Origin of the sequence: Mesorhizobium sp. B2-7-2 (assembly GCF_006440775.1) — a bacterium.
In the GTDB taxonomy this organism is placed as follows: Bacteria; Pseudomonadota; Alphaproteobacteria; order Rhizobiales; family Rhizobiaceae; genus Mesorhizobium.
Map to the genome: position 1 here is coordinate 103,221 of NZ_VFTZ01000007.1, position 20,179 is coordinate 123,399.

Genomic DNA, 20,179 nt, shown 5'->3' on the forward strand with positions numbered 1-20,179 from the left:
CGTCGCCGCAGCCGCCCCTTGGGATTCCTAAACCCGTCGGTTTAATGGCCTTCGATCATGGCGCCGTTGGAGGCCCAGACATAGATCGCGCTGAACAAGAACAGCCAGACCACGTCGACGAAGTGCCAGTACCAGGCGGCCGCCTCGAAGCCGAAATGCTGCTTCGGCGTGAAGTCGCCGCGCATCGCACGCACGAGGCAGACCAGCAGGAAGATGGTGCCGATGATGACATGGAAGCCGTGGAAGCCGGTCGCCATGAAGAAGGTGGCGCCGTAGATCGAATCCCTGAAGCCGAACGGCGCGTGCATGTACTCGTAGGCCTGCACCATGGTGAACAGCATGCCGAGGCCGACGGTCAGCACCAGGCCGTTGATCAGGCCCTTGCGGTCGCCATGCAGAAGCGCGTGGTGCGCCCAAGTCACCGTCGTGCCCGACAGAAGCAGGATGATGGTGTTGTAGAGCGGCAGGTGGAAGGGATCGAGGACTTCAAGCCCCTTCGGCGGCCACACGCCGCCGGTGAAGGCGGTGCGGGCATACTGGTTCGCCTCGCCGGGGAAGAGACTTGCGTCGAAGAAGGCCCAGAACCAGGCGACGAAGAACATCACCTCCGAGGCGATGAACATGATCATGCCGTAGCGCAGATGCAGCGACACGACGCGCGTGTGGTGACCCTCATGCGCTTCCTTGATGGTGTCGGACCACCAGGCGAACATCGTGTAGAGCACGATGATCATGCCGATGAAGAACAGCCACGGATTGGCGATGTTGTGGCCGAAGACCGGGAAGTTGCCGGCCTTCAGATACTGCATCAGGCAGACGCCGCCGATTGCGGTGACCAGCGCGCCGATTGAACCCAGGAAAGGCCACGGGCTGGGGTTGACGAGATGGTAGTCGTGTTGTGGTTTTGCGTGCGCGTCTGCCATATCAACCCCCGAGGCTTGCGTCGGAATCTGGAACTTTGTTGCTGCTGCCAGCGGCCGGCGCCGACGAGGCGACCGGCTTTTTGTTTTCGACCGGGAACATCGTGTAGGACAGGGTGATGGTCTTCAAGTCCTTGAGTTCCGGCACGTTGACGATGTCTGGATCGACATAGAACACGACCGGCATGTCCAGCGTCTCGCCGGGCTTCAGCGTCGTGTCGGTGAAGCAGAAGCACTCCACCTTGTTGAAATAGGCACCGGCCATTTCCGGCTGCACGTTGAACGAGGCGCGGCCGGTGATGGTGCGGTCGAACTTGTTGGTGGCGCTGTAATGCGCCTGCGCCGTCGCGCCGATCTTGATCGTCACCGAGCGGGCGACAGGCTCGAACTGCCATGGAATGCCGTTGGTGTTGGCATCGAAGCGGATGGTGATATCGCGGTCGAGCACGCGGCCGGCATATTGTTTTTCGGCGCGCTGCGTGGTCCCGCCATAGCCGGTGACCTGGCAGAACATCTTATAGAGCGGCACCGCCGCATAGGCCATGCCGACCATGCCGGTGAAGAAGGCGAGGCAGACGGCGGCGACGATGCCGTTGTTCACCTTGCGGGGCTTGCTGCTGGTCTCGCCGCCCATCAGCCGCCTCCCAACAGGCCGGAGCCGGTGATGCTGGCCCCGCTGTGACCGAAGCGCACGATGGTGGCGGCATAGAAGACGACGACCAGCGCTGCCAGCGCGAGACCGATGGCAATGGAGCGGTTGCGGCGGGCCTTCTGCTGGCGTTCGGTCAGCGTGACCAGTTCGAGGTTCTTGTCGGCCACGATCATACTCCCCCCATCATGAGCGCGCGCCCGACCACGCAGTCGACGAGATAGGCGGCAAAGATAGCGAAGAGATAGAGCAGCGAGTAGCCGAACAGCGCCTTGGCCGGCTTCATCGCGCGATCTTCGTCGGCCATGGCAAGCACTTTCCAGGCATACCAGACGAAGCCCGCGCCGAGGGCCGCCGAGACGACGCCATAGCCGGCCGTTGTGTAGCCGAGCGCCCAGGGCAGCACCCCGACCGGCGCCAGGATCAGCGCATAGGCAAAGATCTGCCGGCGGGTCGAGGCCTGGCCGGCGACGTTCGGCATCATCGGGATGCCGGCGCGGGCATAATCGTCGGATTTGAAGAGAGCCAGCGCCCAGAAATGCGGCGGCGTCCACAGGAAGATGATCAGGAATAGGACCACGCTTTCGAGGCTGACCGAGCCGGTCACGGCAGCCCAGCCGATCACCGGCGGGATGGCGCCGGCGGCGCCGCCGATGACGATGTTCTGCGGCGTCCAGCGCTTCAGCCACATGGTGTAGACGACGGCGTAGAAGAAGATGGTGAAGGCCAGAAGCGACGCCGACAACCAGTTGATTAGCACTCCGAGCGTCATCACCGACAGTACCGACAGCACGAGGCCGAAGCTCAGCGCCTCGCCTGGCGTGACGCGGCCGGACGGCACCGGGCGGCCGGCGGTCCTGGTCATCACCGCGTCGATGTCGGCGTCGTACCACATGTTGAGCGCGCCGGAGGCACCGGCACCGATGGCGATCGCCAGGATGGCGATCACCGCCATGAGCGGATTGATGGCGGCGGGTGCCGCGATCATGCCGACAAAGGCCGTGAAGACGACCAGCGACATGACGCGCGGCTTCAACAGGGCGAAGAAATCGCCTGCTGTCGCTTCCGACATGCGAAAGCCCGCTTCCTCCATCAATCTGTCCTCGGCAAGCGCCATGCGTACTTAAAGTCCATCATTCCGTTGGCAAAGACCGCCGGACGAGCCGGCGGCCGCGTATGCGTTGTGACGCTGCCTACTTGATCTTCGGCAGCTGTTCCCACTGGTGGAACGGCGGCGGCGAAGGCAGCTGCCATTCGAGCGTGGTGGCGCCCTCGCCCCACGGGTTGGCGCCCGCGACGCGCTTCTTCTGGAAGGCCTCGAACACGCCGTAGAGGAAGATCGCGACACCGACGGCTGCGATGTAGGAGCCGTAGGACGACACCATGTTCCAGCCCGCGAACGCGTCCGGATAGTCGACGGTACGGCGCGGCATGCCGGCCAGGCCGAGGAAATGCTGCGGGAAGAAGATCAGGTTCACGCCGACGAAGGTGACCCAGAAGTGGGTGTTGGCGATAACCGGCGAGTACATGTAGCCGGTCATCTTCGGGAACCAGTAATACCAGCCGGCGAAGATCGCGAACACCGCGCCCAGCGACAGCACATAGTGGAAGTGGGCGATGACGAAATAGGTGTCGTGCAGCGAGCGGTCGAGGCCGGCATTGGCCAGCTGAACGCCGGTGACGCCACCGATGGTGAACAGGAAGATGAAGCCCAGCGCCCACAGCATCGGCGGCTTGAAGGAGATCGAACCGCCCCACATGGTGGCGATCCAGGAGAAGATCTTCACGCCGGTCGGCACCGCGATGACCATGGTGGCGAACACGAAGTAACGCTGCGTGTCGAGCGACAGGCCGGTCGTGTACATGTGGTGCGCCCAGACGATGAAGCCGACGGCGCCGATCGCGACCATGGCGTAGGCCATGCCGAGATAGCCGAAGACAGGCTTCTTCGAGAAGGTCGAGACGATATGGCTGACGATGCCGAAGCCCGGCAGGATCAGGATGTACACTTCGGGATGGCCGAAGAACCAGAACAGGTGCTGGAAGAGGATCGGGTCACCGCCCTGGTCCGGCACGAAGAAAGCGGTGCCGAAATTGCGGTCGGTGAGCAGCATGGTGATGGCGCCCGCCAGAACCGGCAGCGACAGAAGCAGCAGGAAGGCGGTGATCAGCACCGCCCAGGCAAACAGCGGCATCTTGTGCAGCGTCATGCCAGGAGCGCGCATGTTGAAGATGGTGGTGATGAAGTTGATGGCGCCGAGGATCGACGACGCGCCGGCGATGTGGATCGACAGGATCGCGAGATCCATCGCGGGGCCAGGCTGGCCCGACGTCGAGAGCGGCGGATAGATCGTCCAGCCGCCGCCGACGCCGAAGGCGCCCGGCGCGCTCGGCACGAACATTGAGGAGAGCAGCAGGATGAAGGCAGGCGGCAGCAGCCAGAACGAGATGTTGTTCATGCGCGGGAAGGCCATGTCCGGCGCGCCGATCATGATCGGCACCATCCAGTTGGCGAAGCCGCCGATGAGCGCCGGCATGACCATGAAGAAGATCATGATCAGGCCGTGCGCGGCGCCGAAGGCGTTGTACATGCTCTTGCCGCCGTCGATGGCGGCGTCGCCCTGCATGCCGTAGACCATCTGGGCCAGGCCGCTGAAGATCTGGATGCCCGGCTCTTGCAGCTCCATGCGGATGGCAACCGAGAGCGCGCCGCCGACGATGCCGGCCATGATCGCGAAGATCAGGTAGAGCGTCCCGATGTCCTTATGGTTGGTCGAGTAGACCCAGCGGACCCAGCCATGCGGCCTGTGGTCGCCGTGATCGTGAGCTGCAGCCTCTGCCATGTTCCGCTCCGTTCCCTAAATCTTGCTAACCCGCGGCATCAGTTGCCGGCGGCCGCTACCTTGTTGGTACCATCGATCTCGGCCATCAGCGCCTTATTGGCGGCAGGCACGTCGGTCTTGGCCGTATCCAGCCAGGTCTTGAACTGCGCATCGGACACCACGCGCACGGCGATCGGCATGAAGGCATGGTCCTTGCCGCAGAGCTGCGAGCACTGGCCGTAGTAGAGGCCTTCCTTCTCCGCCTTGAACCAGGTCTCGTTGGTGCGGCCGGGGACGGCATCCATCTTGATGCCGAAGGACGGCACGGCGAAGGAGTGGATGACGTCGGTGGCGGTGATCAGCACGCGGGTCATAGTGTTGACCGGCACGACCAGCTCGTTGTCGACCGCGAGCAGACGCGGATAGCGGGCGCGGTCTTCCTTGCCGGCCTTGGCGCGGTCGCCATCCTGCAGAACCGCCGAGTTGAAGGAGAAGGTCTTGTCGACCTGGTACTCGTAATCCCAGTTCCACTGGTTGCCGGTCGCCTTGACGGTGAGCTTGGCTTCTTCCGGCGGCGTGTACTGCGCGGTGAGCAGCTGGAAGGAGGGAATGGCAATGAGCAGGAGCACGATCACCGGCCCGACCGTCCAGATCACCTCGATCAGCGTGTTGTGGCTGGTCCTGGACGGCACGGGATTGGCGCTGGCGCGGAACCTGACGATGCAGACCAGCAGAAGCACCAGCACGAGGATGGTGATCGGGACGATGAACCACATGGTGTAGTTCCCGAACCGCTCGATCTGCCGCATCATGTCGGTCGCCGGCGCCTGGAAGGTCATCTCCCATTCCCGCGGCTGGTCGGCACGAGCCGCCACACTGGAGAAGAGCACGGCCGAAGCGGCCGCACCTGCCAAGAATTCAGCGCTTGCCAGGAATTTCCTCATCGCCCTCTCGTCTCCCATTTCCCGCGATCTGGTCGCACCAATAACGGACGCTGCCAGGATCGGGAATCCCGGGTCTGTCCCGAGGGTGGTTCAAACCATACTCTATTTCCCTCCGCAAGAAAGGAGCGGAGGAAACCGTGCGGCATTTTTGCGCGCAGGCCGAAGGCCGCGTTCGGCGCCCGCCATGCTATATGCGCGACGGTCGCAATTCGGGCGAATTTGCTTTGGAAAAGCATGCGATTGCCGGTGTCGGGGCGGACCGGCGGAGGTCTCGTCCTTTACTTGGCCCCGGCGCGGCTTAAAGTGCCGTGATTCGCAATGGAGCCGTCATGACTTCCTGGCTTTCGAGAACCCTGGCGAAGGTCGTCCTTGCCGTCGCCTTGCTCGGTGTCGGCGTAGCCGTCGGCGCCCCCGCCTCGCCTAACGACGCCAAGCCGCCGAGCGGCACGGTGAAGTCGACGCATGGCGCGTGGTCGATCATCTGCGATACGCCTGCAGGTGCTACGTCAGAGCAATGCGTGATGATGCAGAACGTCGTCGCCGAGGACCGCCCTGAAATGGGGCTTTCGGTCGTGGTGCTGCGCACAGCCGACAACAAGGCCGAGATCCTGCGCGTGCTGGCGCCGCTCGGCGTGCTCCTGCCCAACGGCCTTGGCCTCAATGTCGACGGCAAGGATATCGGCCGCGCCTATTTCGTGCGCTGCTTCCAGGACGGCTGCTACGCCGAGGTGATCCTTGAAAAGCCGTTGCTTGACACGCTGAAGAGCGGCACGTCGGCCACCTTCATCGTCTTCCAGACGCCCGAAGAAGGCATCGGCATTCCCGTCGATCTTAAGGGCTTTGCGGACGGCTTCGCCGCCCTACCTTGATCTTCTTGCCCATGCACCGCGACCATTTCCGACGCTGAGGTCGGATGGCGAATGCGGATTTAGCGGCAGGAGGCTCCATGCGCACGTCGTTGTCCGCTTTCATCGCTGGGCTGGCGCTGGCCGGTGCGGTTTCGGTCGCCCGGGCCGAGGATGCCGAAATCCTCCAGAGGCCCGACCCCGCGGCGATCCTCGATATCGCCAAGGGCTTCGGTTCCGCCAGGATGGGCAAGGACGACAATGGCGACCCGATGATTTCGGGGCGGATCGACGGCGTTAAATACCTGATCTATTTCTACGGCTGCGAAGACCACGAGAACTGCAAGTCGCTGCAATTCGCGACCGGCTACGCCGACCCGCTTACCGCTGACCAAGCCAACGTCTGGAACGCAAAATACCGCTGGGTGAAGGCCTATTCGGGCGACGGCTCGAATTTCAGGATGGATGTCAGCTTTGCCGGCGGCATTACCAGGGCCAATCTCGAGGAGCAGTTTTCCAATTGGAACGCGATGGCCGGCAACATCAAGGACTTCGTCAACGGCAAGTGACGGCGGCGCAATCGTCGGCTTGACCCAGTTGGCGATTGTGCGACAGCAGCTTCGCGCCTACATGCCGAGGAACGATTTGTTTCCATGAATGGATTTGCCATGAACAGCCTGATCGGCCAATTCGACATTTCCGACGATCGCGTCAAGGAGATCGTCACCGAGACCATCAAGGGCGCCGACGACGGCGAGCTGTTCCTCGAATACAGCGAGAGCGAAGCGCTGATGTTCGACAATGGCCGGCTGAAGACAGCCAATTTCAACACTGACCAGGGGTTCGGGCTGCGTGCCGTGGCCGGCGAGGCCAGCGGCTATGCGCATTCGAGCGATCTGTCCGAAGCCTCGCTGCTGCGCGCGGCCGACGCCGTCTCGGCGGTCAAGGGCGGCTATTCCGGCACATTGGCCGGAGCGCCCGCCCGCACCAACCGCCATCTCTATGGCGACGAGAACCCTATCCCCTCGCCTTCCTTCGAGGCCAAGGCCAAGCTGTTGCAGGAGATCGACGGCTGGCTGCGCGCCAAGGATCCGCGCGTGCGCCAGGTGACGGCGTCGCTTGCCGCCTCGTGGCAGCATGTCGAGATCGTGCGCGGCGACGGCCAGATCGTGCGCGACATCCGCCCGCTGGTGCGGATCAATGTTTCCGTCGTGGTCGGCGATGGCGACCGGCAGGAGAGCGGCTCCTACGGCATGGGCGGCCGCAAGAGCTTTGGCGAGTTCGTCGGCGAGGAAAGCTGGAAGCATGCCGCCGGCGAGGCGCTGAGGCAGGCGCTGGTCAATCTGGAAGCGGTTCCGGCGCCCGCCGGCACGTTCGACATCGTGCTCTCCAGCGGCTGGCCGGGTGTGATGCTGCATGAAGCGGTCGGGCACGGGCTCGAAGGCGACTTCAACCGCAAGAAGACATCGGCCTTCGCCGGCCTGATGGGCCAACAGGTGGCGGCGAAGGGTGTCACCGTGGTCGATGACGGCACCATCCCCGAGCGGCGCGGCTCGCTCACCGTCGACGACGAAGGGACGCCCTCGGCGCGCAACGTGCTGATCGAGGACGGCAAACTCGTCGGCTATATGCAGGACCGCCAGAACGCCCGGCTGATGGGCATGAAGGCGACCGGCAACGGCCGCCGCGAGGGCTATGCGCACCAGCCGATGCCGCGCATGACCAACACCTACATGACCTCGGGCGACGTGGAGCCGGAAGAGATCATCGCCTCCGTCAAGAACGGCATCTATGCCGTTTCCTTCGGCGGCGGCCAGGTCGACATCACCTCCGGCAAGTTCGTGTTCGGCTGCACCGAAGCCTACATGATCGAGAACGGCAAGGTGACGCAGCCGATCAAGGGTGCGATGCTGATCGGCAACGGGCCGGACGCCATGCACCGCGTCAGCATGATCGGCAACGACATGAAGCTCGACACCGGCATCGGCATGTGTGGCAAGGCCGGACAGGGCGTGCCTGTCGGCGTCGGCCAGCCGCATCTGCGGATGAACCAGATGACGGTGGGCGGCACCAGGGTTTGAGGTCTAACCGATACCTTCGTCTTACACAGGTAAGGTGCCATGACCACCTCTGAAAAGCTGACGACCACAGTCTCGACCAAGGGGCAAGTGATCCTGCCCAGTGCCATCCGGAAACGGAGAGGGTGGGGCCGGGGAACGAGGCTCGAGGTTGAGGAAACGGCTGAGGGAGTGCTTTTGAAGCTGGCGCCTGTGTTCGCGGCGACGCAGCCGAACGATGTCTTTGGCTCCCTGCCATCCCCTGGCGCGCCGAAGACACTGGAAGACATGGACGCGGGCGTCCTCGCTGAAGCAGGGCGGCGCCATGCTCGAGATTGATGCCAACATTATCGTTCGCTGCCTGACGAACGAACATCCCGAGCAGTCTCCGCGCGCCAGGCGGTTGATTCCGGCTTGAATGCATCCTCCACCTTGAAGTGAACACAATCGTGTTAGGACATTATTAATTGTTTAATTGGCGGGGCGGGCGTTTGCGCATTAGCTTCTCCACAGTCTTCTCGTTGCGGTGGTGTGGCAATGCAGCGTTCCCCTGGCGTCGTGACTTCTTCTTTCCTCATTGGTCTCGTTTCGCTGGTTGGCGCATCATCGCTGCAAGTCGGCCCTGCAGCGGCGCAGTCGTCGCTGTTCAAGCTAGCGGCTGCGAGCTCCGCCGCAGTCGGCGGCAGCACCAGCGTCCCATATGGCTGGCTCGATTTCTGTCATCGCCGGCCGAAGGAATGCAAAGTGCCTGCCCTGCCTGCCACAAGCGTCAGGCTGACCGCGCAGAACATGAGCATCCTCAAGCGGGTAAACCAGAAGGCGAACCGCTCCATCAAGCCCGTCAGCAACTACGACCACTGGGGCACGACGATGGACCACTGGGACTATCCGACGGACGGCAAGGGCGACTGCAAGATCTACGCGCTCTACAAGCGCAAGCTCCTCCTGGAAGCGGGCTTCCCCCGGCAGGCGCTGCTGATGACGGTGGTGCGCGATCTCCACAATGAGGGCCACACCATTCTGACGGTGAAAACTGACAAGGGCGATCTCGTGCTGGACAATCTGGTCGACGAGGTCAGGCCCTGGAACGCAACCGGCTATTATTTCCTGAAACGCCAATCGCAGCAGAACCCGAACACCTGGGTGTCGATCAACCAGCGCGGCGGCACGGCGAAACGGCTGTCTCCGAACTCATAAGGGCCAAAGCGTTTCATCGTTCACGAAAACGGCGAGCCGCTCTATCTCCATGGGATTATGGCGAAGTCGCCGAGCCCGAACCTTTCACCTTTTCCCGCAATCGCTCCCGGCGTGATCAGAGCGGTCTGGTCTGCTTTGAAGGCCTGATCCGTCACATTCTCTACCTCGCAAATTCATAGGCAGGAAATCCTGCCTATGAACGAGCGTTTGCCGCCCGCGGCCAGGCAAGCCTTGCTGGCCTACTGCTTGCAGGGCGGCTCGCCGGGACGCCCGCAGGTCAGCTTCTTGTTTCCCTGCGGCGGCTGCTCCCTGGGCTGCTGCGGCAGGCGCCGTTCCTGTATCTGAGGCTGAGGCCGTAGCTGCTGCTGCAAGCGTCTTTCTTGCATCTGAGGCTCAGGCCTCAACTGCTGCAGGCGTCTCTCTTGCATCTGAGGCCTTGGCTGCGCCTGGAACTCCGGCCTTTGCGGCCTGAGCACCTGCACGTTCGGTCTTTCCTGCTTGAAGTTGCGCTGGACATTGGTGCCTGCGCCGGCGGAACCCTCTTCGCCGTTCGGCAGCCTGCGGAACTTCCTGTTTGCATTGGCCGAGCCCTGATTCTGGTCGGAGAACACACTCGGATTGTTTCTCCTGAGCCGCTCCTGCACACTCGCCCGATTGTCGGCCGGCGCGCCGTTGACGGTCGGCAGCTTGCGGAACTTCTTACCTCTATCGCCTCCGTTGACCGTGCCTTGATCGCTCGGGCTGACAGCTGTCTGGCCTGCCGACAGATCCTTGCGTGTCAGCTTCCTCGGTCTGCCTTCGTTCTGGCCGGACAACGCATTCGGATTGTTCTTCCCGAACCTCTGCCGGGCGTTCTGCCCGTTCTCGCCTGGCGCGCCATTGACGGTCGGCAGCTTGCGGAACTTGCCCTTCCTGCCCTGATCGTCGACGACTCCGTTCTGCTGGCCGTTGCCGGTAACGGGGGCGCCGGCATTCCCGGTAGCCTGCTGGTTGCCAGTCACAGTGCCTTGCTTGCCCAGCACCTTCCTGTTGGGCGCATTCTGACCGTTGAGCACCGGCTTGCCGTTGACGAGCGGCAGCGTCTTCCCGTCAGCTCCCGGCAAGGCGTGATCGGTCGAGAGCTTGCCCATCGTCCTCGCCTGCGGCGTCGCACCCGGCTGCTGGCCCTGCGTGACAGCCTGGCCCGGCTTCAGCGGCTGGCCGCCCTGGTTTTGCTTGAACAGCACTGCCCTTTTCTGCAGCACCGGCGGCAGCGCCACCTTGGCTGCCAGGGAGGCCGCGCCCGCACCAACCGCCATCTTCTGGCCGGTGGTGAGGCCGCTCGGTGCATTGGCGCTCGGCTGTCCGGCCTGATTGGCCGGCTCGTTGTTGATCGTCGTGTTGTTGATGTTGTTGATGACGGTCGTGTTGTGAATGTTGTTGAAGATGATGTCGTTCGGCGGCGGCACGATGTCACGCGGCGGCCTGACCCAGACCGGCACGGGGACGAAGACCGGCGTCGGCAGGATGTAAACATCGACCGGCGGCGGGGGCGGCGTCAGCACGACGAAATCCGGCGGCGGCGGCGGCAGGAATATCACGTCGATCGGCGGCGGAGGCTCGAATTCGAAATCGGGATCGTCGAAATAGAGCACCGGCCTGTCGACATAGATGATTTCCTCCGGCGGCGGCGGCGGCACGTCGTAGACGATGACGGTGAAGCTCGTCGGTGGCTCGAGCTCGGCGTCGAAATGCTCCAGCCGGCGGCGCGCGTCCCAGGCATGCAGCCCGTGCGGATAGCGCTCGAGGTAGGACCAATAGGCCTCCGGCGTATCCCGCAGCCATGTTTCGCGCCAGGTGATCGCCTCGCGCCGCGCCGCGATGATGGCCCGCACACGCTTGGCCATCGGATCGTGCGGATAGGCGACGAGGAATTCCTCGTAGCCGCGCATGGTATCGCGGTCGAGTGCCGCGACATAGGCGCCATGCGCATTGAAGTCGCGGATCGGCCTGGTCCGGTTGGCCCGTTCTTCGGCCTCCGAAACCTTCGGCGGCGGCGCGTCCGGAGCGCGTTCGAAGAAGACGAAGGGCGCGCTGATCTTCGAGGCGTCCCACGGGACTTCGGCGCCTTGCGTCACCTCGTTGACGCGTAGCCGCGTGCGGTCGAAAACATCGTCAAGCGACAAGCCGCCTTCGCGCATCATCTCGGCGAGCGCCTGAGCATAGGCGCCGTATGGGCCCTTGCCTTCCGGCGCAACCGTTCCGGGCGCCGCGTTGAACGCAATCAGCATGTTGGGGTCGGGGTCGACCAGCGCGAGACCGCTGGCCAGCGGCTGGCTCATTTTCGGAAGAGCATTCGGCCGTGCTGCGTCGAGGACGACGATATTGACCTTCGCCGGCAGTCCCGCCAGGGACTTGGTGATATCGGAGAGCCGCATCGCCTGCAGCGGCACGTCGGCCGGATTGGCGATCTGGGCGTCGACCGGCAAGAAATAGTTTTCGCCTTCGAACTGCACGCCGCGGCCGGCGAGGTATACGAAAACGGTCGCGTCCGGGCCGGCGGCGGAAACCTTTCCAAGGAAATCGCGCAGCGCGCCACGCAACGATTCCTGGTCGACATCGCGTGCGCCGACCACATCGAATCCAGCTGCCTGCAGGGTCTGCGCGATCAGACCGGCATCATTCGCGGAGGTGACCAGCGCATCCGACGGATAGGCGGCGTTGCCGATGACGAATGCGAGACGTTTCTGCTGTTGGGCGAGCGCGCCCGTCGTGGACGCGACGGCGAACACGATGAGAACGACGACAAGACCGATGACTTTCCGAAGCGAGCGCATTGCAATCCGCCATCCTTGTCCGCCATTCGTCCAACGTGATAACGCCGGAGGGGCAGGAATGTTTCCCTAACCGCAGAATTAAGACCCTGCAAAAAGGCGGCTTTAGGGCGCAATTTCGTCGAAAGAACAGAGGCTTCACAATCTTCACGCGAGCCCGGCCGCGAGCTACCGCCGCCGCTTCGGCTTCTCCAAAAGCGCGACGGCCTCGACATGCGGCGACCACAGGAACTGGTCGATCGGCGTGACGCTCTTCAGCGTATAGCCGCCGTCGATCAGGATGCGCAGGTCCCGTGCCAGCGTCACCGGATTGCAGGACACCGCGGCGACCAGCGGCACGTCGGAACGGGCGATCTGCTTCGACTGGTCCTCGGCGCCGGCGCGCGGTGGATCGAAGACCAGTCCGTCGAAGGCGTTCAACTCCTTGAAAGTCAGCGGCCGGCGAAAGAGGTCGCGGCGTTCGCTGGTCACGCGCTTCAGGCCGCTGGCAAAGCGGAAGGCGCGGTCGAGCGCGGCAAGCGCCGGCGCATCGCCCTCGACGGCATGGACCTCGGATTGCGCGCCGAGCCTGAGCGCGAAGCTGCCGCAGCCGGCGAACAGGTCCACGACCTTCCTGGCGCGCGACAGATGCTGGCCGACAAGGTCCGCCATCGCCTGCTCGGCGGCCTCCGTGGCCTGCAGGAAGGCGCCGGGCGGCACGGCGACCGCGACCGGTCCGAACTGCACGACCGGCTTCTTCGGCTCGACCACGATCTCGCCGTCGACGGAAAGCCGCGCCAGGCCTTCGGCCATGACGAAATTCGACGCGATACGGCGCTGGTGGTCGCCAAGCTTGCCGGCATCGTGCACGGCAATGTCGAGGCCCGAAGCCGTGACTGTCACCGTCATATGAAACGCCTTCGGGGTGGCGCAGACCAAGCCGGCCAGGGCACGCAATTTGTCGAGCGCCGAGACCATCGCCGGCAGCGAGATCGGGCATTCCTCGATCGGGATGATCTCGGAGGACAGCGCGCGCACGAAGCCGAGCAGCATGCCGGCGTCCGTGCGTCTGGCGCTGAAGGTGACGCGGCGGCGGGTGTGCGGCGCGCAAGGCACCAGCGCAGCGATCTCGCAGGCGATGCCCTTGGCCTTCAGCGCGTGCACAACCCTCTCGCGCTTCCATTGTTGGTAGGCTGTGGCCTCGTAATGCTGCAGCGCGCAGCCGCCGCATTCGGTGAAATGGCGGCAGGCCGGATCGATCCTGAGCGGCGAGGCTTCCAATACCGACATCAGCGCGGCGCGGTCCTTCTGGCGCGCGGCCGTGACCGTTTCGCCGGGCAGCGTGAACGGGATGAAGACCTCCCCGCCGTCGGCATTGGCGATACCGTCGCCCTGCGAGCCGAGCCTTGCAATGGTGAAGCGTGTGCTCATCGCCCGTCCTTCATGGCGGCGAGCAGGAACTCGCGGTTGCCGTCGCCGCCTTCGATCGGCGACGGCTGGAGTCCCAGCACGCGCCAGCGGGGAACACCCGCCAGCCAGTCGCGCAGGTTCCCGGCAATCCGCTCGGCATCGCCCGGGTCCTTGAGCAGGCCGCCCTTGCCGATGGCCTCGCGGCCCGCCTCGAATTGCGGCTTGACCAGCACAACTGCCTTGGCGCCCTCGCCCGCCAATTCCAGCGCCGGCGGCAGCGCAAGCTTCAGCGAGATGAAGCTGACGTCGCAGACAAGGAAACCGGGAATACGGCCGCCGAGATCGGCTGCCGTCAGATCGCGCGCGTTCAGCCCTTCGATCACGGTCACACGCGGGTCGCCGGCAATGTCTGGATGCATCTGGCCGTGACCGACATCGATCGCTGTGACATGCGCCGCGCCGCGCTCGAGCAGCACCTGGGTGAAGCCGCCGGTCGAGGCGCCGATGTCGAGCGCCTCGCTGCCGGAAGGATCAAGGCCGAAATGGTCGAGGCCGGCGATCAGCTTCAACGCGGCGCGCGACACATAGGCCTGCGCCGGATCGTCGATGGCAACCAGGCAGTCCGGCGCGACGGGCTGGCCGGGCTTGCGGGCGACGGCGCCGTCAACCGTCACCGTGCCGCGCTCGATCGCGTCGCGGGCGCGCGAGCGGCTGGCAAACAGACCGCGCCCGACGAGCAATTCGTCGAGCCGCTGGCGCCGGCTGGCTGGCAAAGGGGAACTCATCGGCCTTCATTGACGAAAGCCGGGCACGAACGCAATGGTTGAATACGGCGCAAGAGGCTGCAGAATGCCGACAGGAACGGGCGGTTCGCCAGTCGGTGGAGGTGGCAATGCTGAGGGGGACCTGTCATTGCGGCGCAGTTCATTGGACGCTGGAAGGCGATCCCGGTGGAATCACCGCATGCAATTGCACGCTTTGCCGCCGCTACGGAGCGCTCTGGGCCTATGACTATGTCGATGAGCGCATCCGCGTCGCCGGACCGGTGAAATCCTACACACGCGCCGAGGTGGCGGAGCCCGCGCTGGAAATCCTGTTCTGCCAGACCTGCGCCTGCGTGGTCGCCTGGCGAGGCCTGCGTTCCGGCAAGAGCGGCCGCACGCGCATCGCCGTCAATGTCAGGCTTGCGCCGCCCGAAGAGGTCGCCGACCTGCCGATCGACCATTTTGACGGCCTGGATAGTTTCGACGACCTGCCGCGCGACGGCCGCTGCGTGCGCGATATGTGGTTCTAAAAAATAGTTCGCGACACCTGGCGCTCGACGGCGGGCATCAGGCCGTCATTGCCGGAGGCTTGCTTGCGCGGCGGCTCAACCGGAGTGAGCGCGACGGGACCTGCATCCGGCAGCACGACGAGTTGAGGAACCTGCTTATAGGAGAAGCCGCCGCGAATATTGCCCATCTTGCCGGCAACGATATCCAGCACCGCCTTTTCGAGATTGCGGTCGTAACGCGTCTCGGCTGCGACCGGCGCAATCATGCCCGCCAAAAGGGCCATGCCGCACAGAAGCGTTTTCATTTTTGATTGTCTCCCTGCCTGGCTCGAGCTTCTAGCAGGGCGCCGTTGAAAATCGGCCAAGAGACAGGGTAAGCGAACCGCCAAACGGGAGCGTTAACAGATACTTACATCTGGCATCCGGCAAACCGATCCGGCGCCTGATGCACTGATTCAGGCGCGCTGCGCCTGCACGCCGCGACCGAGCGCGGCGAAGACAGTGCGCACGATGCCTGCCGAATCCAGGCCGGCATCGGCATACATCTTTTCCGGCTTGGCATGGTCGGTGAACGCGTCCGGCAGCACCAGCGGCCGTACCTTGAGGCCGCTTTCCAGCAGGCCTTCATGGGCGAGGAAATGCAGCACCTGGCTGGCGAAACCGCCGATGGCGCCCTCTTCGACGGTCACCAGCACCTCATGCGAACGGGCGAGCCGCCGGATCAGATCCTCGTCCAGCGGCTTGGCGAAGCGGGCGTCGGCAACGGTCGTGGAAAGGCCCGCGGCGCCAAGTTCCTCGGCCGCCAAACAACAATCCTGCAGCCGCGTGCCGAAGGACAGCAGCGCGACCTTGGCGCCTTCCTTCACGATGCGGCCCCTGCCGATCTCCAGCAGTGACCCGCGCTCCGGCATGTCGACGCCGACACCATTGCCGCGCGGATAGCGGAAGGCGATCGGGCCGTCATCATAGGCAGCCGCGGTGCGCACCATATGGCGAAGCTCCGCCTCATCGGCGGCGGCCATGACGACGAAGCCCGGCAGCGTGGTCAGGAAGGTCGTATCGAAAGCGCCGCAGTGAGTGGCGCCGTCGGCACCGACGAAACCGGCGCGGTCTATCGGAAAACGCACCGGCAGTTTCTGGATCGCCACGTCATGGACGACCTGGTCGTAGGCGCGTTGCAGGAAGGTCGAATAGATGGCGGCAAAAGGCTTGTAGCCTTCGGTGGCGAGCCCCGCGGCGAAGGTCACCGCATGCTGCTCGGCAATGCCGACATCGAAGGTTCGCTTCGGAAACGCCTCGCCGAAGAGATCGAGGCCGGTGCCGCTCGGCATGGCGGCGGTGATGGCGACGATGCGGTCGTCCTCGCGCGCTTCCCGGATCAGGCTCTCGGCGAAGACCTTGGTGTAGGCGGGCGCGTTGGCCGGCGCCTTGGCCTGCGCGCCGGTGATGACGTCAAACTTGTTGACGCCGTGATATTTGTCGGCTGCAGCCTCCGCCGGCGCGTAGCCCTTGCCCTTCTGAGTCACGACATGGATCAGCACCGGGCCTTTGCCATTGTCGCGGACGTTCTTCAGCACCGGGATCAGATGTTCGAGATTGTGCCCGTCGATCGGACCGATGTGATAGAAGCCGAGCTCCTCGAACAAGGTGCCGCCGGTGACGTAACCACGCGCATGCTCGACCGCACGGGTGATGGCGCGGTCGGCGCGCTTGCCGAGATAGGATGTCAGCTTCTTGCCGAAATCGCGAAGGCCGAGATAGGCCTTGCCGGAGGCGAGCCTCGCCAGATAGGCGCTCATGGCGCCGGTCGGCGGCGCGATCGACATGTCGTTGTCGTTGAGGATGACAATCAGCCGGGCGTCGAGCGCGCCGGCATTGTTCAGCGCCTCGAAAGCCATGCCGGCCGACATCGAGCCGTCGCCGATGACGGAAATGACATTGTTGCGGGCGCCCGACAAGTCGCGCGCCATGGCCATGCCGAGACCGGCCGAAATCGAGGTCGAGGAATGGGCGGCGCCGAACGGGTCGTATTCGCTCTCGGCGCGCCGGGTGAAACCGGAGAGGCCGCCTTCTTGGCGCAGCGTGCGAATGCGGTCGCGGCGGCCGGTCAGGATCTTGTGAGGATAGGTCTGGTGGCCGACGTCCCAGATCAGCCGATCCTGCGGCGTGTTGAAAACGTAGTGCAGCGCGACAGTCAGCTCGACAACGCCGAGGCCGGCGCCGAGATGGCCGCCGGTCTGCGACACGGTATCGATCAGCTCGGCGCGGAGTTCCGCGGCAAGCTGCGGCAGCGCGCTCTCATCAAGCGTCCGCAAATCCGCCGGAATGCGGACCTTGTCGAGCAGCGGCGTGTCTGGCTTCACTCGGGGCGCGTCCTGCCTTATCGATCGAACACGGCGCTACCAGCAGATTGCGCCATAATCATGCGCGGGAATAGGCCGCCGGCGGGCGAATGTAAATGCGCGCCAGTGACGCGTGCTACGCTGCAAGGTGTATTGAGATTCAGGTCAGGCCGCGCCGAAAATGATGGATTCCGAGAACCGGAGCGGAGCGTACTCAAAGTACGTGAGCACCGGAAGCGCAGGAAACCGGCATTTGCAGGCCGGCCTCACCTGAATATCAACACACCTTAGTTCTCGGGCAGCGGAATGAACTCCTCCTCATCGCCGGGAACGATATCGAAGCGGCCCGTCTTCCATTCCTGCTTGGCCTGCTCGATGCGTTCCTTGGAGGACGAGACGAAATTCCACCAGATGTAGCGTTTGGAGCCGAGTGAAGCGCCGCCGAACAGCATGAAATGCGCGCCGCGCTCGGACGAAACGACGATCTCCTCGCCCGGCTTGAACACCAGGAGCCGCTCGGCCGGGAAAATATCGCCGGCGATCGAGATGTTGCCCTCCAGCGTGTAGATGGCGCGCTCCTCGGCATCGGCCGGAATCTTCACGCTGGCACCGGCGGCCAGCCTGAGGTCGGCGTAGAGCGTGTCGGAAGCGGTCGCCACGGGCGAGCGAAGGCCTGAGAACGCGCCGATGACGACGCGGCCGCTGACACCCTCGGCATCGATCTGCGGCAAGCGGGCCACCGACGTGTTCGCGAACACCGGGGCAATCTCCTCCTTGCCGTCGGGCAGCGCCAGCCAGGTCTGCAGGCCGGAGACCGACATTGGCGTGCCGCGGAGTTCCTGCGGCGTGCGCTCGGAATGAACGATGCCGCGCCCTGCGGTCATCAAATTCACGTCGCCCGGCGCGATCACCATTTCGGTGCCGAGCGAATCCCGATGCCTGATCCTGCCGTCGAACAGGTAAGTGACGGTGGACAGGCCGACATGCGGATGCGGGCGCACGTCGAGCGCATGGCCGGCGCGCAGGATCGCCGGGCCCATGCGGTCGAAGAAGATGAACGGCCCGACCAGCCGGCGCTTCGCCGTCGGAAGAGCGCGGCGCACCTCGAAGCCGCCAATGTCCTTGGCGTTCGGCACGACCATCAGCTCGATCTGATCGCAGGCGAAGGCATCGCCGGGTTCAGGGTCGTTTCCCGGAAAGAAGCTCATGTCGGATCCTCAGGCGAAACGCAGCGCCGACCTGGCCTTCGCCTTGGCAGCTTCTTCCTCGCGGTTGCGCGGTTCCTGGTTGGTTTCGAGCGAATCGATCAATTCGCGCGCGACAGCCGCGATCGCCTCGACGGCATGGTAGAAGGCATGCTCGTTGCGCTTGGACGGCTTGGTCGAGCCGCTAAGCTTGCGCACGAACTGAAGTGCGGCATCATGCACTTCGTCATTGGTCGCCGGCGGCTCGAAATTGGCCAAGGTCTTGATGTTGCGGCACATGGCTTGAACTCCTTACCTGCTTTCTCTGCCCTTACCCGGTCTGAGATCATCCGCTGAGGTGTTGAGATTCAGGTCAGGCCGAGCCGAAAATGGTGGTTTCCGAGAACCGGAGCGGAGCGTACTTGAAGTACGTGAGCACCGGAAGCGCAGGAAGTTGCCATTTGCAGGCCGGCCTCACCTGAATATCAACACCTCAGTCGGCGTCCAGCGGTTCAGTTCCCACCGGCTTGCCGTCGCGCGACAGCCTGATCTTTTCGACCTTGTCCTCGGCCGCTTTCAGCAGCCGGTCGCAATGCGCCTTCAGCGCTTCGCCGCGTTCATAGATCTTGATCGACTGGTCGAGCGGGACGTCGCCGCGCTCAAGATCATCGACGATCTTCTCAAGCGCGTCGAGCGCCTGTTCGAAGCTCATCGACTTGACGTCCTCATTGCCTTCCAATGCCATACCCTATCCCTTCATCAGCCGCCCGACATGGGCGGCGACTGAAAATGCCAGTCCCTGCAGATCGTAGCCGCCTTCCAACAGGCTGACGAGCCTGTTGGAGCTATGGCGCCCGGCGCGCTCCATCAACTGGCCGGTCGCCCAATCGAAATCGTCCTCGGTCAGGTTGATCTCGGCCAGCGGATCGCGGTGGTGCGCGTCGAAACCGGCGGAAATGATGATCAGATCCGGCGCGAATGCGTCGATGGACGGCAGCACGCGCGACAGAACGGCGTCGCGGAACAGGTCGCTGCCGGTCTGCGGCGCAAGCGGCGCGTTGACGATATTGCCTACGCCGGTCTCGCCCTTCGCTCCGGTGCCCGGATACAGCGGCATCTGGTGCGTCGAGCAATAGAGCACCGACGGGTCGTCCCAGAAGATGTCCTGCGTGCCATTGCCGTGATGAACATCCCAGTCGACGATGGCGACACGCTCGGCCTGGTGCTTCTTCTGCGCGTAACGGGCGGCGATCGCCGCCGTGTTGAACAGGCAAAAGCCCATTGCCGTGGTCTTTTCGGCATGATGCCCCGGCGGACGAGCGGCGACGAAGACGTTTGCCGCACGGCCCTCGAAGACGTCGTCCACCGCCGCGTTGGCACCGCCGATCGCGGTGATCACGGCCTGCCAGCTTTTCGGGCTGGCGCTGGTATCGGCGTCGATCGAGACGATGCCGCTCTCAGGGATCGCCGCGCGCACGCGCTCGACGAAATCCTCGGGATGCGCATAGAGGATCGTTTTCTCGTCGCCTTCCGGCGCCTTGACGCGGTCGAGCGCCGCAAAAGCCTCGTCGTCCAGCACGCGCTCGATGGCGCGCAGGCGGTCTGGCCGCTCGGGGTGACCGGGCGGGGTGAGGTGTTCAAGGAAGATCGGATGCGTGTAGAGACGGGTGGCCATGGCGCCTAATCTAGGGACCTGGCGGCCGAATGACCATGTTTGGCAGGCCGAATGGCTGGGGAAAATCGC

The 20,179-nt window shown here is 64.1% G+C and carries 21 protein-coding genes; 6 read left to right on the forward strand and 15 right to left on the reverse strand.

The genetic code is table 11. The features are described from left to right. Nucleotides 1-41: 41 nt before the first annotated feature. From FJ425_RS11895 to coxB, 6 genes are all read right to left on the reverse strand, one after another. Nucleotides 42-923: a cytochrome c oxidase subunit 3 gene (locus FJ425_RS11895; RefSeq protein WP_140541533.1), complete on the reverse strand. Its 882-nt coding sequence runs from the start codon at nucleotides 921-923 to the stop codon at nucleotides 42-44. Between the two features lies 1 nt (nucleotide 924). Next, entirely contained in the window at nucleotides 925-1,554 is a 630-nt protein-coding gene (locus tag FJ425_RS11900) for a cytochrome c oxidase assembly protein (RefSeq protein WP_140723604.1), read from the reverse strand. Continuing rightward, nucleotides 1,554-1,745: a hypothetical protein gene (locus tag FJ425_RS11905; RefSeq protein ID WP_140723607.1), complete on the reverse strand. Its 192-nt coding sequence runs from the start codon at nucleotides 1,743-1,745 to the stop codon at nucleotides 1,554-1,556. Before FJ425_RS11905 ends, FJ425_RS11900 begins: the two co-directional genes overlap by 1 nt. Next, nucleotides 1,742-2,686 carry a heme o synthase gene (locus tag FJ425_RS11910; RefSeq protein ID WP_140723610.1) on the reverse strand — a complete coding sequence of 315 codons (945 nt, stop codon included), beginning with the start codon at nucleotides 2,684-2,686 and terminating at the stop codon, nucleotides 1,742-1,744. Before FJ425_RS11910 ends, FJ425_RS11905 begins: the two co-directional genes overlap by 4 nt. 76 nt (nucleotides 2,687-2,762) lie before the next feature. Further along, nucleotides 2,763-4,412 (reverse strand): cytochrome c oxidase subunit I, encoded by a 1,650-nt coding sequence (gene ctaD, locus FJ425_RS11915; RefSeq protein ID WP_140541529.1) that lies wholly within the window; start codon nucleotides 4,410-4,412, stop codon nucleotides 2,763-2,765. Between the two features lie 38 nt (nucleotides 4,413-4,450). Further along, complete coding sequence (gene coxB / locus FJ425_RS11920) at nucleotides 4,451-5,335, reverse strand: cytochrome c oxidase subunit II (protein ID WP_140635281.1); 885 nt, start codon at nucleotides 5,333-5,335, stop codon at nucleotides 4,451-4,453. A 329-nt stretch (nucleotides 5,336-5,664) separates the two neighbouring features. On the opposite strand from coxB, the gene FJ425_RS11925 reads away from it, so the two are divergent. The 5 genes from FJ425_RS11925 to FJ425_RS11950 all read left to right on the forward strand — a co-directional run bounded on the left by FJ425_RS11925 (nucleotide 5,665) and on the right by FJ425_RS11950 (nucleotide 9,434). Continuing rightward, the gene (locus FJ425_RS11925) at nucleotides 5,665-6,204 is read left to right on the forward strand and encodes an invasion associated locus B family protein (RefSeq protein ID WP_095766761.1); all 540 of its coding nucleotides are present in this window, start codon (nucleotides 5,665-5,667) and stop codon (nucleotides 6,202-6,204) included. Nucleotides 6,205-6,281: 77 nt separating this feature from the next. Then, a complete protein-coding gene (locus FJ425_RS11930) occupies nucleotides 6,282-6,749 on the forward strand; it encodes a YbjN domain-containing protein (RefSeq protein WP_181165023.1) in 468 nt (155 codons plus the stop codon). Between the two features lie 99 nt (nucleotides 6,750-6,848). Beyond that, nucleotides 6,849-8,261: a metalloprotease TldD gene (gene tldD, locus FJ425_RS11935; RefSeq protein ID WP_140723613.1), complete on the forward strand. Its 1,413-nt coding sequence runs from the start codon at nucleotides 6,849-6,851 to the stop codon at nucleotides 8,259-8,261. Between the two features lie 39 nt (nucleotides 8,262-8,300). Next, a complete protein-coding gene (locus FJ425_RS11940) occupies nucleotides 8,301-8,576 on the forward strand; it encodes an AbrB/MazE/SpoVT family DNA-binding domain-containing protein (RefSeq protein ID WP_140723616.1) in 276 nt (91 codons plus the stop codon). Nucleotides 8,577-8,774: 198 nt separating this feature from the next. Beyond that, nucleotides 8,775-9,434, forward strand: coding sequence for a transglutaminase-like cysteine peptidase (locus tag FJ425_RS11950; protein ID WP_181175892.1), 660 nt, complete (start codon nucleotides 8,775-8,777; stop codon nucleotides 9,432-9,434). Between the two features lie 239 nt (nucleotides 9,435-9,673). Here the strand turns inward: FJ425_RS11950 and FJ425_RS11955 are convergent, their stop codons facing one another. The 3 genes from FJ425_RS11955 to FJ425_RS11965 form a co-directional block, all read right to left on the reverse strand. After that, on the reverse strand, nucleotides 9,674-12,250 hold the full coding sequence (locus tag FJ425_RS11955) for a caspase domain-containing protein (protein WP_140723619.1): 2,577 nt from the start codon (nucleotides 12,248-12,250) through the stop codon (nucleotides 9,674-9,676). Between the two features lie 165 nt (nucleotides 12,251-12,415). Continuing rightward, entirely contained in the window at nucleotides 12,416-13,657 is a 1,242-nt protein-coding gene (locus FJ425_RS11960) for a class I SAM-dependent RNA methyltransferase (protein ID WP_140723622.1), read from the reverse strand. Continuing rightward, a complete protein-coding gene (locus FJ425_RS11965) occupies nucleotides 13,654-14,421 on the reverse strand; it encodes a TlyA family RNA methyltransferase (RefSeq protein ID WP_140723626.1) in 768 nt (255 codons plus the stop codon). The genes FJ425_RS11960 and FJ425_RS11965 overlap by 4 nt, the downstream gene beginning before the upstream one ends. A 107-nt stretch (nucleotides 14,422-14,528) precedes the next feature. Between FJ425_RS11965 and FJ425_RS11970 the strand changes: the two genes are divergently transcribed. Beyond that, nucleotides 14,529-14,930 (forward strand): GFA family protein, encoded by a 402-nt coding sequence (locus tag FJ425_RS11970; RefSeq protein ID WP_140723629.1) that lies wholly within the window; start codon nucleotides 14,529-14,531, stop codon nucleotides 14,928-14,930. Here the strand turns inward: FJ425_RS11970 and FJ425_RS11975 are convergent. From FJ425_RS11975 to FJ425_RS12000, 6 genes are all read right to left on the reverse strand, one after another. Then, nucleotides 14,927-15,214 carry a hypothetical protein gene (locus FJ425_RS11975; RefSeq protein WP_140694251.1) on the reverse strand — a complete coding sequence of 96 codons (288 nt, stop codon included), beginning with the start codon at nucleotides 15,212-15,214 and terminating at the stop codon, nucleotides 14,927-14,929. The genes FJ425_RS11970 and FJ425_RS11975 overlap by 4 nt on opposite strands. A 150-nt stretch (nucleotides 15,215-15,364) precedes the next feature. Next, on the reverse strand, nucleotides 15,365-17,272 hold the full coding sequence (gene dxs / locus FJ425_RS11980; RefSeq protein WP_140723632.1) for a 1-deoxy-D-xylulose-5-phosphate synthase: 1,908 nt from the start codon (nucleotides 17,270-17,272) through the stop codon (nucleotides 15,365-15,367). A 266-nt stretch (nucleotides 17,273-17,538) separates the two neighbouring features. Next, complete coding sequence (locus FJ425_RS11985; protein WP_140723634.1) at nucleotides 17,539-18,459, reverse strand: pirin family protein; 921 nt, start codon at nucleotides 18,457-18,459, stop codon at nucleotides 17,539-17,541. A 9-nt stretch (nucleotides 18,460-18,468) separates the two neighbouring features. Beyond that, nucleotides 18,469-18,735 (reverse strand): DUF2277 domain-containing protein, encoded by a 267-nt coding sequence (locus FJ425_RS11990; protein ID WP_095766753.1) that lies wholly within the window; start codon nucleotides 18,733-18,735, stop codon nucleotides 18,469-18,471. A 193-nt stretch (nucleotides 18,736-18,928) separates the two neighbouring features. Next, nucleotides 18,929-19,180 (reverse strand): exodeoxyribonuclease VII small subunit, encoded by a 252-nt coding sequence (locus FJ425_RS11995; RefSeq protein ID WP_140723637.1) that lies wholly within the window; start codon nucleotides 19,178-19,180, stop codon nucleotides 18,929-18,931. A 3-nt stretch (nucleotides 19,181-19,183) separates the two neighbouring features. Beyond that, nucleotides 19,184-20,110 carry a histone deacetylase family protein gene (locus tag FJ425_RS12000; protein WP_140723640.1) on the reverse strand — a complete coding sequence of 309 codons (927 nt, stop codon included), beginning with the start codon at nucleotides 20,108-20,110 and terminating at the stop codon, nucleotides 19,184-19,186. Nucleotides 20,111-20,179: the final 69 nt, after the last annotated feature.

Excerpts from the sequence above, each read along its gene's own strand:
- FJ425_RS11940 (WP_140723616.1), top strand. The coding sequence starts at position 8,301 with ATGACCACCTCTGAAAAGCTGACGACCACAGTCTCGACCAAGGGGCAA.
- FJ425_RS11995 (WP_140723637.1), bottom strand. The coding sequence starts at position 19,180 with ATGGCATTGGAAGGCAATGAGGACGTCAAGTCGATGAGCTTCGAACAG.
- FJ425_RS11895 (WP_140541533.1), bottom strand. The coding sequence starts at position 923 with ATGGCAGACGCGCACGCAAAACCACAACACGACTACCATCTCGTCAAC.
- FJ425_RS11985 (WP_140723634.1), bottom strand. The coding sequence starts at position 18,459 with ATGAGCTTCTTTCCGGGAAACGACCCTGAACCCGGCGATGCCTTCGCC.
- FJ425_RS11900 (WP_140723604.1), bottom strand. The coding sequence starts at position 1,554 with ATGGGCGGCGAGACCAGCAGCAAGCCCCGCAAGGTGAACAACGGCATC.
- FJ425_RS11925 (WP_095766761.1), top strand. The coding sequence starts at position 5,665 with ATGACTTCCTGGCTTTCGAGAACCCTGGCGAAGGTCGTCCTTGCCGTC.
- coxB (WP_140635281.1), bottom strand. The coding sequence starts at position 5,335 with ATGAGGAAATTCCTGGCAAGCGCTGAATTCTTGGCAGGTGCGGCCGCT.
- FJ425_RS12000 (WP_140723640.1), bottom strand. The coding sequence starts at position 20,110 with ATGGCCACCCGTCTCTACACGCATCCGATCTTCCTTGAACACCTCACC.
- FJ425_RS11960 (WP_140723622.1), bottom strand. The coding sequence starts at position 13,657 with ATGAGCACACGCTTCACCATTGCAAGGCTCGGCTCGCAGGGCGACGGT.
- FJ425_RS11990 (WP_095766753.1), bottom strand. The coding sequence starts at position 18,735 with ATGTGCCGCAACATCAAGACCTTGGCCAATTTCGAGCCGCCGGCGACC.
- FJ425_RS11950 (WP_181175892.1), top strand. The coding sequence starts at position 8,775 with ATGCAGCGTTCCCCTGGCGTCGTGACTTCTTCTTTCCTCATTGGTCTC.
- tldD (WP_140723613.1), top strand. The coding sequence starts at position 6,849 with ATGAACAGCCTGATCGGCCAATTCGACATTTCCGACGATCGCGTCAAG.
- FJ425_RS11930 (WP_181165023.1), top strand. The coding sequence starts at position 6,282 with ATGCGCACGTCGTTGTCCGCTTTCATCGCTGGGCTGGCGCTGGCCGGT.
- FJ425_RS11965 (WP_140723626.1), bottom strand. The coding sequence starts at position 14,421 with ATGAGTTCCCCTTTGCCAGCCAGCCGGCGCCAGCGGCTCGACGAATTG.
- FJ425_RS11955 (WP_140723619.1), bottom strand. The coding sequence starts at position 12,250 with ATGCGCTCGCTTCGGAAAGTCATCGGTCTTGTCGTCGTTCTCATCGTG.
- FJ425_RS11975 (WP_140694251.1), bottom strand. The coding sequence starts at position 15,214 with ATGAAAACGCTTCTGTGCGGCATGGCCCTTTTGGCGGGCATGATTGCG.
- FJ425_RS11905 (WP_140723607.1), bottom strand. The coding sequence starts at position 1,745 with ATGATCGTGGCCGACAAGAACCTCGAACTGGTCACGCTGACCGAACGC.
- FJ425_RS11970 (WP_140723629.1), top strand. The coding sequence starts at position 14,529 with ATGCTGAGGGGGACCTGTCATTGCGGCGCAGTTCATTGGACGCTGGAA.
- FJ425_RS11910 (WP_140723610.1), bottom strand. The coding sequence starts at position 2,686 with ATGGCGCTTGCCGAGGACAGATTGATGGAGGAAGCGGGCTTTCGCATG.
- ctaD (WP_140541529.1), bottom strand. The coding sequence starts at position 4,412 with ATGGCAGAGGCTGCAGCTCACGATCACGGCGACCACAGGCCGCATGGC.